Origin of the sequence: Streptomyces sp. ISL-99 (assembly GCF_018614005.1) — a bacterium.
In the GTDB taxonomy this organism is placed as follows: Bacteria; Actinomycetota; Actinomycetes; order Streptomycetales; family Streptomycetaceae; genus Streptomyces; species Streptomyces flavidovirens.
Genome location: NZ_JAGGPC010000053.1, coordinates 1 through 15,815, shown reverse-complemented (window position 1 = coordinate 15,815; position 15,815 = coordinate 1). Strand labels below are relative to the sequence as shown.

Here is a 15,815-nt window from a genome sequence, read left to right as displayed (position 1 = left end):
CCTCACGGGTCAGTACACCTAGAGCCTGTCTGATGGGTCGTTGTGCGGGTGATGAGCCCGAGGTCAGTGCAGGTCTACCTGGAAGGCGTGACGGTGATCGGTGGGGCAGGTGAAGATACGCAGGTCTCCCCATCGGCCAACGACGACCCCTGTCTCGTCGTCGCTGGCCACAGTGAACAGCAGTGTCATGGCCGTGCCGCAGTCGCCGCAGGGAAACACTGCGGGGTGGGTCAGGTGCCAGGTCGGCCAACCGCCGAGCTTCCAGCCGGCGAGGCGGGTGATGACATCACCACCGTCGCCGGTCTCGTGGACCAGTTCCTCCAGCCGCGGACGCAGTTCTGCGGGCAGCTCCTCACGGAAGGGGAAGTCGGTCACATGCTCGGCGGTGACCGAGCACGGCTGGGGTAGATAACCGTCCTCGTCGTACCGCGTGGGCGACGGCAGAGGTGTCAACTGGCGTGTCACGTCGGCGGCTCGGCGCCATCGCACCTCGATCACGGGGCTGGCGTCGGCCTGCTGGGCTGGAGGATCCCAGTGTTCATTGGTGCACCAGAGGATCTGCAAGAGGTCGATGCCAGCGGGCCACCACGGCCCTGGCGCGTCGCGGCGGAAGATCTGGGCGACCGGCACCATGGCCGTGGCGGGCACGCCGGCAGGGTTGTCCTCATCGGGCAACGAGCACACGGGCCACGGCTCGTCACTCGGCCACAGCAGCGGGCCGCCGATCGAGCTGTGCCCAGAGTCCGGCTCTCCCCGCTCGGGATGGAGCACGACCGCGTCGCGCGCGTAGGCAGCGAGTTCGGGCAGAGCGGCGAGTATCGCTTCGGTCGATGGTCTGGGGGTGCGCGTCATCATGCCTTCTGGTCTGCTGGTCGTAGATCGCTCGCAGGGTATCGGGCAGCTGCGACCTCGGTTCCCGCTCGCGGATCATGAGCGGAGCCACAGCCGGACCGCGGCAGCGGTGACCGTGCCGTGAAAGATGTACGCCCTCTTCTCGTACCTGGTCGCCACGGCTCGGAAGCCCTTGAGCGCCAGGATGGTTCGCTCCACCTCGTTGCTGCGGGCGTACCGTCCGCGGTCGAAGCCGGGAGGCCGGCCGCCAGTGCTTCCGCGGCGCCGTCGGTTGGCTTGCTGACTTTTCGGCTCGGGAATGGTGTGCTTGATCTGGCGCCTGCGCAGGTAGTGCCGGTTCCGGCGGGATGAGTACGCCCTGTCACCGCCAAGATGGTCGGGCCGGGTACGCGGGTGGCCGCCGCTGGGACGGGGACGCGCAGGTGCGGTCCAGGACCGGGGCCAGTCGATCCGGCCCTCGGCGTCGGCGTCAGCCTGCACAGCACGCAAGACCGTGTCCCACGTGCCGTCTGCTGACCAGCGCCTATGCCGGTCATAGATCGTTTCCAGCTCCCGAAGCGCGCGGGCAGATCACGCCAAGGGACACCAGTCCGGAGCCTGAAGAAGATCCCGTTGATGACAATCCTGTGGTCTTTCCAGCGGCCTCCTCTGTCAACGGACTTCGGCAGATGCCCCTCCAGACGAGACCACTCACGGTCTGACAGATCACCCCTCCCCACGGCGAACAGAACGATGGAGCGGGAGGCTCGGTCACCGACCCATCAGACAGGCTCTAGGAGTAGCCCTTTGTCCCGTCGAGCAACTCCCGGACGACGTCCGCGTGGCCCGCGTGCCGTCCGGTCTCCTCGACGAGATGGATCAGCATCCAGCGCAGATTGGCACCGCCCGACCGGAACTCGGTGTTGCGCCCGATGTCGTCCAGGCTCGCGGCGGCGACGATCTCGTTGCTCTGCGCGCACTGCGCCTCGTACTCCGCGAGCAGTTCGGCCAGCGTCCGCCCCTCGACCCGCCAGTCGGCGTCCTCGTCCTCCTCGTCGAACGAGGGGTTCTTCGCCTTGTCCCCGCCGAGGAACAGCACCTCGAGCCAGGTGTGCTCGACCCACCGCATGTGCGAGATGAGCCCGGCCATCGTCATCAGCGGCGAGGTCGGCAGCACGACCCGATGCGCGTCCTGCTCGCTCAGCCCCTCGCACTTCCACCGCAGGATCCGGCGCTGGAGATCCAGCCAGCCGAGGAGCGCGGTACGTTCGTCCGCGACGAGGGGAGGTCGTTCCAGTTCAGCACTCATGGAGCGGCACGTTAGCCGAGCGCCGGCCCGCGGGCACGAGGCCCCTATGATTCCTGCTCCTCATGGCGATGCCGACATCAGGTGGGGAACGCGCCGACCCACCTGCGTTCCAGAAGGTGCTTCGGCAGTACTCGGATTCGATCTCGATCGGCGCGGCGACCGCGGCTCGCCCGAGTACGTGCTGCCCGGCTCTGTCCGACCAGCACCGGACTCAGGCGTGCAGGTGCCCGCCGCAGCGTCGTCCTGAGCCACGTCTATGAGCCGTGGCCCCAGAGGCTGGAAGACCGCGGCGGTGCAGTCCGCCCCGGGCTGTTCGTCGTCACCGCCGCCTTCCGCGCAGGGGGCGTCTGGCTGCCGGCCTTTGTTTATGCGCCGCCCGCATCCCGGTCACCGGTCGAGGGTGTCATCCGCGTGCTCTGGGGCCTTGGCGCCGGGCAGCGCCTCGGGCCAGGCGGGGTCGGTCAGCGGTGTCCGGCGGTGTCGTACGGCCGAGTCGCGGAGCTGCATGGTCGCCTGGGCGAGATAGGGGCTGTCTGCGAGCCACCTGAGCGCGTCGTCGCGCACGGGGTCGTTGCGACGCAGGGCCACGACCAGGTCGAGGACGTTGAGGAGCATGCGCTCCGGGCCCCCGGACAGACCCCGTACGAGCCGTTCGAGGTCGGCGTAGCTGGTGGCGAGGACGAGGTGTCTGAGGGGGTGCGGCCAGCGATGCACCATGCTCTTGACGTGATGGCCCTCGTGCTTGCCCTGCTGCGCCGTCCCGGCGGCGACCAGGGTGGTCAGGGTGACCGCGGCGGAGGGGTTGACCAGGCACAGGCGCTCCACGAGGAAGCCGGTGGTGGAGATCAGGGTCGTCGTGTCGGCGGCGCGGACGGCTTCTGTGGCCATCTCGATCGTGTGCGCACGTTCGGCCGCCTCGCCGATGGGTGCGAAGCGGCAAAGGCAGTGGAAGCGCAGTGCGGCGGCGGTGGGTGCGCGGCCGGCCTGCGGGTGGCCGGCGGGGAGCTGGGCGATCGCCGCCAGCGCGGCGTCCAGCTTGTCCCAGCCGTCCTCGCCCGCGGGGCCGGCGAGTTCGCTGACGCCGTGGGCGTTCCACCGTGCCAGGATCTCCAGGCCGGACCGCCACTGCGTCGGCTTGAGGTACTCGGTCAGCAGGTCGGCCTGTGCGGTGAGGGACGGCCGCTCGGCAGCGCGCATCCAGACCAGGTCCCCCCACAGCCGGAGCGCCGCCTTCCTGATCTTGTCGTCGGGGAAGGCCTGTTGCCCGGTCCACAGCCGTTCGCACCAGTCGGCCAATTCGGGACCGTGACGCATCAGCAGGGTGTGGGCGATGTCGACGTGAGGATGGTCCGCGGCCTGGCTGACCAGCTCGGCCAGCCATGGAATGTCGGCCAGAGCGACCTCCTCGGCCAGGGCGTGCGCCACGAGGTCGGGGTGGGTCTGGGCGTGGTCGCGCAGGGAGGTGTGCAGGATGGAGTTGACCGGGTTGCGCTCCGGCTTGTCCCAGGTTCCGCCGTCGCCGTAGGACGGCCAGTCGTTGGCCCCGAGGGACAGCTGCCGGGTCCGCTCATGCTCCAGGGCCCTCCATCGGCGCAGGGCCTTCGCCTCCCGCCCGCGGCCGGTGGTGTCGGTGGCCGCCATCGGGGCGAGGAGACGGGTGGCGCTGTCGCGCACGAGGAACACGCGGTCGAGACGGGCCTGTTGCCAGCCCGCGCCGCCGCCCCAGGCGCCCTTGACGATGTCCCGGATCTCGGCGGCGGGCAGGGGGTGAAGGCCGCTGGCGGCGAAACGGGCCGCGCGGTGCGGGCGCGTGCCCGGTGCCCGCTTGCTCATCTCCTTCAGCTGCCGCGCGCACCAGTCCCGAGCGGAGCGGGTCCCGGGCTCGTCGCCCGGTGAGCGGAGCAGAGCAGGCAGCAGGGTCTCCGCGACGTCATCGATCTGGTCCCTGTCTCCGCAGCGAGCCACGGCATGGTCCAGGAACTCGGGCACACCGTCCTCGGCGGTGCGCAGGCGGTCGCCGAGCGCGGCGACGCGCGCCCGGATCCGCATCTGCGGGCCGCTGAAGACACCACCGACATCCACGAGTTGGTCGAACACGGCGATGGGCGGCGAATCGGCGAGGGTCGCTGCCCAGTGCGCGGCGAGCAGGACGTGGGCCTCCTGCTGCTCGCGCTCCTCGCTCTCGAAGCCCTCGCCGCCGGCGTCCCGGCCGGGGCCCGCCGGCGCGGTGCCGAAGGCGGCCCCGGCCTTGCGGACGAACGCCGCGGGGCGGTTCTGGCGGCGGATCCGGTCCGGATTGCCGAGCCCCTCCGCCAGCACGGCGGCGCGCTCGATGAGCGGACCCCAGCCGCTGAGGTGACGATCGGCGCTGATGGGCGGGATGCACTGCCACAGCCAGCGCGCGGAACGGTGGCGCTCGGCGAGGTCCAATAGCTCGGCCATGCGCGCGGCGGCCCAGTCCGGCTCGGCCGAAGCCATTGCCGTGACGAGGCGTACGGCATGGTTGCCATGGCTCGTGGCCTCCTGCAGGGGCAGGCCCAGCAGCCAGGACCACAGGCACGCGTGTGCCGGGCAGCCCCGTGACTCGTCCGCGCCAGGTACGCGGTCGACGCACTCCTGGGGACGGGTGCACAGGTCGCGCAGCAGGTCCCTGACCGCTGTGGCCGCTCCTGTCCCGTCGTCCTGCCCGTCCATGCCCGCGAACCGGCACAGCAGGTCAAGTGCCTTGCGCCGGGCTTGTGGACGGTGCTGGAGGATGGTGAAGAGGTCCTCGGTGACGCGCCGGGCGTCGGTGTGGCGGCGGGTGGGCAACAGCTCCATCATGGTGGTGACGAGGGCGAGCGGCGCCTCGTGCAGGAAGCGGTGCATCATCGCCTTGACCGCGTGCGGTACGGAGGGCAGCAGGGCGTAAGCCCGCAGGGCGATGATCTGGAGGTAGTGGTTGTCGCTGGTGACGAGCCGCTTGATGAGGTCGGCGGCCGCCGGGCGGGCCGCCCGTTCGTCCCGGACGCCCTGCACGATCGCCTGCTCCGCGATCACGGAACGCAGGAAGTCGTCCGGGGTGGTCTCCAGTCGCCGGCCCAGCTGCTCGAAGATCTCCGGCTGCTGACCGGTGTTGACCAGGGAGACCAGACAGCGCCAGGCCGCGTACTCGTACAGCGTCTGGTGGAAGAAGCGGGTGCTCGAACCGTCGTGCCCGCCGCTGCCGGTCAGGACGTTGCGGCGGTGCAGGGCTGTCAGGGCTGCGGGGGCGGTGACCGGCAGTGGGCGCGGGGCCGCGGTACCGAGCAGCCGGACGGCGTGCGCCGAGGTGACGGCGACGCCGCCGTCACGGAGCATGATCCTCGCCACGCCCTCGGCTGCCGGTGATAGATCGTCGGCGTCGATGGTGCCGGCGCTGCCGTGGCGCCGGTCACCGGCCACGCGTTTCGTCCAGTAGGCGTCGTACAGGCCCGCGGCGTCGATCTCCGTGGTGGGCACCTGGGGGGCGTAGACCTCGAACAGCATCCGCAGGGTCAGTGGCCGGGTCACTACCTCCCGCATCGGCAGACCGCGGACGGCAGCGCCGATGACCGCCTCGTACGCCTCGCGGCGGCGTGCCGCTGCCTGACCGCGGTAGTAGTGCGCGCAGTACTCGTCGACGGCGTGCTCGGCCTCTCCGCCGAAGCGGAAGTCACCCAGCTCCTGTACGGCGGACGGGGTCGTGCCGAGGACATCGTACAGGAGGTCCTGGTCACGGGTGCGGCAGGAGATCACCAGCGGCACCTCGTACTCCGCGCAGCAGTCGACCAGTTCGCGGCACACGGCCCGCCCGTGGTCGTCGGCCAGCAGCACGTCCGCGCTGTCGAGGAGGACGATCACCGAGGCGCGGTACTTCGGCTGGTGCAGCAGCCCGTCGAAGAGGGTCAGCAGGTCCGTCGTCTCCCGGGGCAGCAGCAGGTCGTCGGCGCGGAGCAGCAGCGGCTGACAGCGCACGCGCGGTTCGCCGTCCCGGGCTTCGCCGTCCCGGGCTTCGCCGTCTGGGGCTCCGACGTCCCGGGTTTCGCTGTCCTCTCCGGCCTGGGGGTCCGGGAGGGAATAGCGGCCGGTGAGCCGCGTGGTGAGGTTCCACAGCAGGCTGGTCTTACCAGTGCCGGGTTCGCCCAGCACGAGTTCCACGCGGGGTGCCCGGTGCGCTCGGGCCATGCCGGTGAGCAGTCTTTGGGCGAGGCGCTCCTCACAGCCCCGGGGGATGTAGACCTGGCTCAGGCTGACGTCGGCTTCGTCATCGAGCCGGTCGGCCGCTCCCAGTGCCGCCGCACGGGCCGCCTCCAGCTCTTCCTTGCCCGCCCAGCCGCCGCCGCCCGCCGCGCGGGACGCCAGCAGCAGCTGGCCGGCCTTCTTCAGCCCACCGGCCAGGGAACCCGAGATGAAGCCGCGGAACGGCGGTTCGGCGCACAGGTGGGCCACGGCTTCGACGAGTGCCTGCCGGTCGCTGCCCAGTTCCGCGTCCGGCCGTTCGAGTTCCGTGTACAGCCGCTGGAACGTCACGGGGTGGACGACCGTCATCCGGCCGAGCAGCCGGGGCTGGCCCTTTAGCTCGCGGGCCTCGCGGTCCTTCCTGAGCTGCCGACGGATCAGTTCCCGCAGGGCGTCCGACGCCTGCTGCTCGTCCAGTTGCCGCTTGCTGCGCAACAGCAGCAGCTGATGGTCAATCAGCTCCTTCAGCAGTCGTGCCGCCTCGACGCCGGGTGCGGTGCCGGGTCCGCTGTCCCGGCCGGCCGGGCGTGGTGTGCGACGTGTGCTCGCCGATGCCATCGAGAACCCCCATGCGAGACGGAACGCCAGGGTAGAGCAGCGCACCCGCCGCGCGGCGCCACCCCGTTTGCGGTGGACCTCGATCCCATTCGGTAACCCCTGCCCTGACCAGCGGGTTTCCCTTCTCTCTAACAGCTCACCTCGGATCGCTTCGCCCGTCGCGACGCCCTCAGCAGGATCGGAGGCACGCCGGCTTCCACCGGGGTGTGGCCACGCCTCGCCGATCGACACCTGGTGAGGTACTCATGTTCCGTCCGTTCCGATCCGTTCTCTCCGCGTGCGCGGGGGCTCTCCTTCAACTCACCGTCTGCGGCTTGCCGCTGGCGTCCGCTCTGCGCCGCCTGCTGGACCACGCTTCGGTTCTCGCCGAGATGTGGTCTCACCCCGTCGCCAAGCTGGTGACGGACCTCCTGCTGGACAAGGGCGTGCGGCTCACCGTGCTCGTCGTCGCCTCTCTGGTCCGGGCACGCGTCCAGGCCTGGTACGCGCGCCTGCGGCGCAGGAACTGACACCCACGGGGCTGGCCCGCAGTGCTGAGGAGGGCTCCGCGTCGACGCCACGACGCGGAGCCTGCAGGCGGCGGGGTCGAACCATTCGCCCTCCGGCTCCTGAAGGAGTGCACCGCGAACGAGCCTCGGGCAGTTGACCGGTTGGGCGATCACCGGCCAGATACCGGTGATCAGCGTGCCTCTCTGCGGTTGCGGCGTGGTTGTCCAAGTGGGCGCGGGCGGGAGCCCTCACGGACCGCTCGTCACTTCCCTGACCGGATCAAAAGGATGTCCCGGCCGGCCGATGAGCGGCCGACCGGGACATCGGGCTCAGGCGAGGTCGAACCGATCGAGGTTCATCACCTTGTCCCACGCTGCCACGAAGTCACGCACGAACTTCTCTCCTGCGTCCTGGGACGCGTAGACCTCCGAGACGGCGCGGAGCTGGGAGTGCGCACCGAAGATGAGGTCGACGGCGGTGGCGGTCCACTTGACCTCGCCCGTGGCACGGTCCCGGCCTTCGAACACGTTCTCGGCCGAGGTCGACGCCTTCCACTCTGTGCTCATGTCGAGCAGGTTGACGAAGAAGTCGTTGGTCAACGTCTCCGGCCGGTCGGTGAAGACGCCGTGGGCGGATCCCTGGAAGCCGGTGTTCAGCGCCCGCATGCCGCCGATCAGAACCGTCATCTCGGGAGCGGTCAGTGTCAACAGGTTGGCGCGGTCCAGCAGGAGAGTCTCCGGCGACAACTTCTCTCCCGCCCGGAGGTAGTTGCGGAACCCATCGGCCCTGGGTTCGAGCACGGCGAACGTCTCCGTGTCCGTCTGCCCCTGCGAGGCGTCCGTGCGTCCCGGTGCGAACGGGACGGTGATGTCGTACCCGGCGTTCTTCGCCGCTTGCTCGACGGCCGCGCACCCGCCCAGGACGATCAGGTCAGCGAGCGAAACCTTCGTTCCGCCGGCCTGTGAGAGGTTGAAGTCCTGCCGGATCTGATCGAGGGTCTGCACCACCTCGGTCACCTCGGGCAGGTCGTTGACCTCCCAGTCCTTTTGCGGCGCGAGTCGAATCCGGGCCCCGTTGGCCCCGCCGCGCTTGTCGGTGCCGCGGAAGCTTGCCGCCGATGCCCAAGCGGTGGTGACCAGCTGGGGGATGGACAGTCCCGAGGCGAGAATCCTGCTTTTGAGGGCAGCGATGTCCTTGTCCGCGACCAGCTCGTGATCGACCTGGGGGACGGGATCCTGCCACAGCTGCGGCTCGGCAACCCACGGGCCGAGGTATCGCGACAGGGGTCCCATGTCGCGGTGCAACAGCTTGTACCACGCCTTGGCGAACGCTACGGCGAGCTTGTCCGGGTTCTCGTGGAAGCTCTTCGTGATCGGCCGGTAGACCGGATCCAGCTTCAACGCGAGGTCCGTCGTCAGCATCATGGGAGCGTGCCTCTTCGACGGATCATGAGCATCGGGCACAGTGCCCTTGGCCGAGGGATCCGTGGGAGTCCACTGCTTCGCACCGGCGGGGCTCGTCGTCAGCTCCCAGTCGTACCTGAACAGGTTGTCCAGGTAGCCGTTGTCCCACTTCGTCGGCTCGGAGGTCCACGCGCCCTCAAGCCCACTGGTGAGCGCGTCGGCGCCCTTGCCGCTGCCGTACGTGTTCCTCCAGCCGAGGCCTTGCTGCTCGATGGGACAGCCCTCTGGTTCCGGACCGATGTACTGGGGGTCGACCGCACCATGGCACTTGCCGAACGTGTGGCCGCCGACGATGAGCGCAACCGTCTCCTCGTCATTCATCGCCATGCGCCCGAACGTCTCGCGAACGTCCCTGGCGGCGGCCATCGGATCCGGGTTGCCGCTGGGCCCCTCCGGATTGACGTAGATCAGTCCCATCTGCACGGCACCGAAAGGACCGGTGAGTTCCCTGTCGCCGCTGTAGCGCTCATCTCCGAGCCAGGTGTCCTCGGGCCCCCAGAAGATCTCCTCGGGTTCCCAGATGTCCTCTCGCCCGAAGCCGAATCCGAAGGTCTTGAACCCCATCGATTCCATGGCGCAGTTGCCGGCGAAGACCAGAAGGTCGGCCCAGGAGATCTTCCGGCCGTACTTCTGCTTGACCGGCCAGAGCAAACGGCGTGCCTTGTCGAGGCTCGCGTTGTCCGGCCAGCTGTTGAGGGGCGCGAAGCGCTGAGCGCCGCTGCCGCCACCGCCCCGGCCATCGGCGATGCGGTACGTACCCGCGGCATGCCAGCTCATCCGGATGAAAAGGGGCCCGTAGTGGCCGTAGTCGGCAGGCCACCAGTCCTGGGACGCCGTCATCACCTCGAAGACGTCCTGCTTCAGCGCGTCGAGGTCGAGGGTCGCGAATTCCGCCGCGTAGTCGAAGTCCTCACCCATCGGATTGGAGCGGGAGGAGTGCTGGTGGAGAACCTGAAGGTCCAGCTGATTCGGCCACCAGTCCCGGTTCGTCCTGGGGCGAGTCTGCGTGGGGGTCGGGGAGGGGATTGCTGGGTTTTCGCTTTCGCTGCCGGACACGTCCGTCCTTCTTTCTGTCTCGGAGCTTCCTTGTGCTGGCTGCTGCTCGTGACGTTGTTTGCCTTGCTGGTGTCGAGCACTGCGACCCGCGCTCCTAGCGCGCCATGGCACCCGCCGGCGAGAACCTTTCCGCACGCACGACGCCGATGATTGGGCCTGTGTCGGCGTCCGTATGGTGGCGCACCCCCGAGCGCACCGCTACGAGAACACGCAGAGCACCCCTGCGTAACAAGAACTCAAAGGCCAAAGTCGCTTGGGACCTGGCTCAATGGCTGACGACGCTCCCGGCCTCTGAGGCATGCGAGAAAAGGCCGCTCTTTTCTGACCATCATTATCCCGCTGGCGTGAGAAGCGGAAGCGGACGGGTGATCCCGATTCGGAGGATCATGGTCCGGGCCGTCACCTCGCGGCCCGGACGCTGTCCGTGAGCTGAAGCGCGATGCCAGAGCCCAACGACTTTGGCTTTCGCCGACAGCCCGTAGACCAGGGTGACCGTGCGGCGGCTGTCGGGCGGGAGGACGACGTCCCAGCGGGCGATGCCTTCGGCGTCGACCACGCCGGGCGCCGGGGAGCAGGCTTCCTTGTGCAGGCGTACCTCCACCGCCGAGACCTCGGAGACCGGGATCCGCTCCCAAAGGACGACCACCCGTTCGCCGTGCTCCCCTGGGGCGGAGAACCGGGACAGGTGCAGCTGGACCGTGCGGGTGACCTCGGTCCGCTGGGTCATTCCGGCGTAGTCGCGGGACTCCTCGGCATGCCGGACCACCCGAAAGTCGTCGCAGCTGCCGAAGGCGAGCCCAACAGGGACGCCGGGGGTGGCGAAGTCCAGCGTGCCGCGGCCGCTGAATCCGCAGCCGCGGACCAGGTCCACGGGCCCGGCGAGCAGCGCATGGCCGGACAGGTTGTCGAACCGCACCACCTGGGTGACCAGCGGAGACAGCTCGGGTGAGCAGGCGTACTCGCTGCCCGCGGCCGTGGTGAAGGCCGACAGCGGCACCCGGTGGGCGCGGCCGTCTCCCGGCACGGAGACCGGCGTGGGGGAGTGCAGCCCCCGCGCCTCGCCGCCGTCGTCCACCCCCGGCAGGCCGAGCACCGGGGCCGGGCCGAGGTCCCCGACCTCCTCCTCGCGCAGCTCGACGCCGACGGTCCGGCGCTCCGCGGGGGAGCCGTCCTTGAGCGTCAGCCGGTCCTCGGCAAGCCGCGGTGGATCGGTGGCCAGAGCCGACCGGGCCGTCGACAACGTCAGCCGTACGTCCGACCAGTCCTCGCCGGTGCGCTGCCAGGCCATCGCGTCCGTCTCCAGCGTCAGGGATCCCCGTCGAGCACGGCCCCGGTAGGCGGGCCGCCACAGCGCACACGGGAGGAGGTGGCTCAGGCGCAGCCCGACCGGTCCTGCGACCGCGGACTCCACGGTCAGCTCGATGTGACCGACCAGTTCGGCGGGCTCCCCCTCGGAGAGGTCCATGGCCAGCTGGGCCTCCGTGAGCTCGGCGGCGAGACCGGCCAGCCGGGCCTCCACGGTGCGGAGTTGCTCGCCGTACGGGTCGCGCTCGTCGTCCACCCGCTCCAGTTCGCGGGCCCAGCGGGGTCCGTCGGTCTCGCCGGATCCCACGCCTTCGCCGATCTCCCGGAGCAGGTCGGCGGCGAGGCGGCCGAGCAGGACGAGGCGGGCGTGCAGCCGGTCGCGTCGCTGCCCGAGGGCGAGCCGCTCCTCTTCGAGGGTGTGCACGAGGTGGCGCAGAGCGGAGTCGTCGTCGGCGGGTGGCTGCGGCCCGCGTGGCGCCCAGCTGCGGACGATCCGCACGTCGAGCACGGTCGCCGGGTGATCGGCGGTCAGCTCGGCATGGAGGGTACGGTCAACGGCCGGCGCACTGACCGGCCCGAGACGCAGCTGCTGGACCCCGGCCTCCAGGTTGAGTACGACGGCGCGTTCGATGTGGGCGCGGTCCTCCAGGCAGGTGACGGGTGATGGGGAGGTCGATCGGCTTCGGGGCCGTGGACATGGTGTGTGTCAGCTCCTGCGGTTGCCGCCGACCAGGGCCTTGCCGGCCGGGATGCGGATCTCGTAGCCACCGTCGAGGGCGGCGGTGCCGCCGGCGGGCAGGTCCACCCGCCAGACGCGGGTGCCCGGGGCATGGTGCTCGGACCCCGCGCAGTCCTCGAGCGCCGTCCAGTCGGCCCGTTCCTCGATCCGGACGTCCGGTTCGGAGGTGATCGGCACCCGCTCGCGGACCTCGACGGTGACGGGCCTCGCGAGCCGGTTGGTCAGCTCCACGTGGACGCGGTGGTCGAGCACGGTGGTGTTGTTGCGCAGGCCCGAGGTCGACTCGGGCAAGTTCGTACGGCGGGCGATCCGGATGCCCTCGACCGGCCCGAGCCCCACCCGGCGGACACCGCCGGGGGCGAGCGTGGGCAGCGCGGCGGTCAGCAGGAAGTCGTCGTCGACAGTCACCTCCACCGGGCCGGCCAGCAGAGCCTGGTCGGTGGCGTTGGAGAGCACCAACGTCGCGTACACCGTCTGCTCCACGGACGGCGCACAGAGGTACTCGGTGCGCAGACCGACCGGGATCTCGCCGACGGCGATGGTGTGCCAGGTGCCGTCCGACGGGATGTCGGCGCGGGCGGTGGCGTCGAAGCGGTGGTCGAAGGAACCCGCCGACTCGCGGGCCGCACGGCGTGTCCGGGCAGCGGCAGCGCGGCCACCGCTTCGGCGCGGCGGCGGTACTCGGCCGTCACCGGGTCGAAGGGGGAGTCGGGAAACAGCCGACCTCTGCGACTGCCCTGCTCGTCGGGGCCGCACAGGACGAGGGCGGCGTAGTCGAGCTCGGCGCCGCTCGGCTGCGGCGGACCGGCCGCTGGAAGCGGCGGTGGTGGCGGTGGCGGCGCAGGTGCGCCGGGCGCCGCAGGTGCCATGGCGGCGGGTGCCCCCGCGAAGGACCTGCCGTCGGAACGCGGCCTGCCGGCGGGTCGCGAGCGGGCCGGCTGCGCCGCCGGGCACCGGGAGCGCTGCGGGCGGCCCGCCGTACGCCTGCGGTGCCGGCGGCGGTGGCGGAACGGGACCGGACGCGAATCCGCCCGCGGCGGCCACGGACGCGGAGCCGGCTCCAACAGCCGCGGGTACGGCGGTCGTGGCGGGGCGGGAGCCTGCCGCGTCGTACCCGGCGAACAGGTCGGCGAGCCTCGCCGGAGGCTCGCGCCAGCCGGAAGGCGCGGGGGCGGGCTGATGGCGTCCGATCCGGATCGAGCGGAGCTTCGGCAGGTCGGTTCGGCGCCACAGGTCGGCGGTGGCCAGGGCGATGCGCACGCCGGTCCAGTCCTCGCCGGTGCGCTGGGCGACCGAGGCGCGCAGCACCAGACGGCCACTGCCGTCGCCCTGACGGCAGGCGAGACGGTAGGCGGGCACCCAGACGGCGCCCGGCACCCCGTACTCCAGCTCCAGCTCAACCTCCGCTTCACCGGTCCCGTCGAGGGGCACGGGCCCCCCTTTCGGTGGCCTGGCCGCCGTTGCCGCCCAGGCCACCGAAAGGGGGGCCGCAGAAACGACCCCACCAGCACCATCCGCTTCACCATGGCAGAAGTTCGCCGACTCCTGGACGCTCTGCTGCCCCGCCCCACACCCCGCCTCGAACCAGCTGTCCATGCCCTGAACTGGTCCCTCTGGCGCAGACGACACCAAGCCGTCGCCCGCCACTGCCACTACCGAAGAAGAACCAGCTCACGCAACGATTTCTGACTGGAGTACTAGTGCGAAGACGCCACGGTCTGGTGTGCTGTGGCCGTGTAGCCCTCGCCAGGCTCCACCGTCTTCGTGCGGTACTCGATCTTGTTCACCTTGACCTTCAGCGTCGTGCCGGCTTCACCGGCGAACTGGCTGAAGAACTCGACGGTCTCGCCGACCTCCACCGTCGGCGTCTCCGCCCCTGTGGTGGGCGACTCCTCGGCTGGGGCTTCTGAACTGACGCCCTCGATGCCTGTCGCCGTCTGGCGGGGCGTCTCCGGCTGATCATTGCCGCAGGCCGTCAAACCGGCCCCACTCAGCAGGACAGCCACGGCAACCGCAGCGTGGAGCTCGCAGCGTGGAGCTTTCGAGTCATGTCCGGGCCTCCATACCTGGGGCGCACGACTGCCTCCATCATCCGCCGGGAAGCCAGGGCGTGCCCGGGTACAACGCCCCCAGAGCCCGTCGTCTGAGATTGTGCCCTTGGCGGTTCAGACCGCGCCGGCGGCCGCCGATACCGCCACTGGCAGGAGCAACATCCATTGCGGCAGGCGCAGCAACGGCTTCGACCAGCCGGCCGCCAGTGTCACCACCAGGAACGCGGCCGAGTAGGCCACGAAGTGGGCGGCGATCAGCCAGGCCATGGCGTCGCCGCCGGGCCGGTCGGCCAGCGACAGCCAAATCAGCGCGGCCGCGGCCAGGGCCAGGTCGACTGAGACCATGTGCCAGACGGCGTGCAGGACGCGGCGCGGCTCGGCGGGTACATCGCCAGCCAGCAGAGGCCGGACGACGTCGCGTCCGCCGGCAATGATGTGGATGGCGGCGACTCCCGCGGCGGTTATGCCAGCGGTCAGGAACCAGCCGTTCATCGAGTCTCGATTCCCTGGCCGACGATGGCGGCCAGTTGGGTAGCGAGCCGCGGCCCGGCTGGTTCGCCGAGGAGCCCGACATGGAAGAAGACGGCTCCGGCCAGCGTGTCCAGGACCAAGTCGACGGGGACGCTGGCGTCGGTTTCTCCGCGCCGGACAGCGCGCTCGAACAGCTCGACCAAACCGGCCTTGGCAGGAGCCAAAAAGCGCGACCGGATATCAGCCTGCAAGTCGGGCTGGGCGGCGAAGTCAGCCAGCAGGCCGGGCAAGGCTGCCGCAGCGGCTGGGGCGGTGAACTCCTGGAGCAGGGCTTCCAGGAGCGCCGTCAGGTCGTCGGCCAAACTGCCCGTGTTCGGCACGGGAGCCGACTCGGTCTGGGTGAAGACCGCCTCGTACACCAGCTCCGGCTTGCCCGACCAGCGGCGATAGATGGTGTCCTTGCCAACGCCGGCCCGAGCCGCTACTCCGCCGATGGAGGTGGCCGCGTAGCCGACTTCGATGACCAACTCGGCCGTGGCGGACAGGATCGCCTGATGAGCCCGACTGTCTCGGGGACGCCCGCGAGGGGCTTGAGGAAGCGTCACAGACATAAGTTTACGGGACGACCCGTATGAATATCCAGTCACGTCTCTGGGCGCACATACGGCAGCGCTAACCCTCCCCAGTTAACCCGTTCCGGCAGCGCGTGCGGCGTAGCCACCGCAGCCGTAGGTTGAGCCTTAAGACAACGCCGCCGGCTGCATCGACAGCCTGGGTCAGGGCGATGAGTACTCCCGCGGACGAGCCGCCACCCCCGGCGCACCTACCCGCCGACGAACGTGGCCGACTCCGGCTTCTGGAGCAAGGTCACTGACGAGCACCTGGTCATTACCATCGTGACCACGGCCGACCTGTCATTGCTGAGCGTCTTCATGACGTGGATCAAGGCTTTCTTGGCCCAGCTGAGCGGCACCGATGTGGACGAAGGCGTGGCCGTCATCGTGCTGTCGTTGCTCGTCCCGGTGCTGCTGTACGTCTGGTCGCGGACCCGGAAGCCGCGCTACCTCATGGCCGAGGCGATCGCGGCCATGCTGGCCTGCCTGCTGGTGCAAGTTCATCATCCGCTTCCAGGCGGTCAAGGCGGAGGCCATCTCTGACGCCGAAGGCCTTGGTCAGCTCGTGGTGGCCTCTCTGTCTCTCGGAGCCGGCGTCTTCGTTGCCTTCCTCACCACGCTGGTCATGGCCCTCGCAAGCTGGCTGCTGTTCCGACGCGGCAAGCGGCCCTAGGGCCTGTGTGATGTCGT

Annotated in this window: 10 protein-coding genes and 2 pseudogenes; 2 read left to right on the top strand and 10 right to left on the bottom strand. The window is 70.1% G+C overall.

Annotated elements, in window-relative coordinates; genetic code table 11:
- Positions 1-63: 63 nt before the first annotated feature.
- The 4 genes and pseudogenes from J7E91_RS29235 to J7E91_RS29220 form a co-directional block, all read right to left on the bottom strand.
- On the bottom strand, positions 64-855 hold the full coding sequence (locus J7E91_RS29235; RefSeq protein ID WP_251016429.1) for a hypothetical protein: 792 nt from the start codon (positions 853-855) through the stop codon (positions 64-66).
- A 72-nt stretch (positions 856-927) separates the two neighbouring features.
- Positions 928-1,571, bottom strand: a pseudogene (locus J7E91_RS29230) (transposase).
- A 53-nt stretch (positions 1,572-1,624) separates the two neighbouring features.
- Positions 1,625-2,140 (bottom strand): DinB family protein, encoded by a 516-nt coding sequence (locus tag J7E91_RS29225; protein ID WP_214909683.1) that lies wholly within the window; start codon positions 2,138-2,140, stop codon positions 1,625-1,627.
- Positions 2,141-2,527: 387 nt separating this feature from the next.
- A complete protein-coding gene (locus J7E91_RS29220) occupies positions 2,528-6,937 on the bottom strand; it encodes an NACHT domain-containing NTPase (RefSeq protein ID WP_214909681.1) in 4,410 nt (1,469 codons plus the stop codon).
- Between the two features lie 314 nt (positions 6,938-7,251).
- Between J7E91_RS29220 and J7E91_RS29215 the strand changes: the two genes are divergently transcribed.
- Positions 7,252-7,446: a hypothetical protein gene (locus J7E91_RS29215; protein ID WP_214909679.1), complete on the top strand. Its 195-nt coding sequence runs from the start codon at positions 7,252-7,254 to the stop codon at positions 7,444-7,446.
- 309 nt (positions 7,447-7,755) lie between these two features.
- Here J7E91_RS29215 and katG read toward each other — a convergent pair whose 3' ends face one another.
- From katG to J7E91_RS29185, 6 genes and pseudogenes are all read right to left on the bottom strand, one after another.
- Positions 7,756-9,945, bottom strand: a complete 2,190-nt coding sequence (katG, locus tag J7E91_RS29210) for a catalase/peroxidase HPI (protein ID WP_214909677.1) — start codon at positions 9,943-9,945, stop codon at positions 7,756-7,758.
- 445 nt (positions 9,946-10,390) lie between these two features.
- A pseudogene (locus tag J7E91_RS29205) lies at positions 10,391-11,948 on the bottom strand (DUF4139 domain-containing protein); the annotation flags it as partial.
- A gap of 8 nt (positions 11,949-11,956) precedes the next feature.
- Complete coding sequence (locus J7E91_RS29200) at positions 11,957-13,420, bottom strand: DUF4139 domain-containing protein (protein WP_214909674.1); 1,464 nt, start codon at positions 13,418-13,420, stop codon at positions 11,957-11,959.
- Between the two features lie 266 nt (positions 13,421-13,686).
- Positions 13,687-13,995 (bottom strand): hypothetical protein, encoded by a 309-nt coding sequence (locus J7E91_RS29195; protein ID WP_214909672.1) that lies wholly within the window; start codon positions 13,993-13,995, stop codon positions 13,687-13,689.
- Between the two features lie 159 nt (positions 13,996-14,154).
- Positions 14,155-14,532, bottom strand: a complete 378-nt coding sequence (locus J7E91_RS29190; RefSeq protein WP_214909670.1) for a hypothetical protein — start codon at positions 14,530-14,532, stop codon at positions 14,155-14,157.
- The gene (locus tag J7E91_RS29185; RefSeq protein ID WP_308377466.1) at positions 14,529-15,116 is read right to left on the bottom strand and encodes a TetR/AcrR family transcriptional regulator; all 588 of its coding nucleotides are present in this window, start codon (positions 15,114-15,116) and stop codon (positions 14,529-14,531) included. The genes J7E91_RS29190 and J7E91_RS29185 overlap by 4 nt, the downstream gene beginning before the upstream one ends.
- Positions 15,117-15,350: 234 nt before the next feature.
- On the opposite strand from J7E91_RS29185, the gene J7E91_RS29180 reads away from it, so the two are divergent.
- The gene (locus J7E91_RS29180; protein ID WP_214909668.1) at positions 15,351-15,668 is read left to right on the top strand and encodes a hypothetical protein; all 318 of its coding nucleotides are present in this window, start codon (positions 15,351-15,353) and stop codon (positions 15,666-15,668) included.
- The last annotated feature ends 147 nt before the right edge of the window (positions 15,669-15,815 follow it).

Bases quoted from the DNA above. Each gene is read 5' to 3' on its own strand.
- J7E91_RS29225 (WP_214909683.1), bottom strand. From the start codon at position 2,140: ATGAGTGCTGAACTGGAACGACCTCCCCTCGTCGCGGACGAACGTACC.
- J7E91_RS29220 (WP_214909681.1), bottom strand. From the start codon at position 6,937: ATGGCATCGGCGAGCACACGTCGCACACCACGCCCGGCCGGCCGGGAC.
- J7E91_RS29235 (WP_251016429.1), bottom strand. From the start codon at position 855: ATGATGACGCGCACCCCCAGACCATCGACCGAAGCGATACTCGCCGCT.
- J7E91_RS29190 (WP_214909670.1), bottom strand. From the start codon at position 14,532: ATGAACGGCTGGTTCCTGACCGCTGGCATAACCGCCGCGGGAGTCGCC.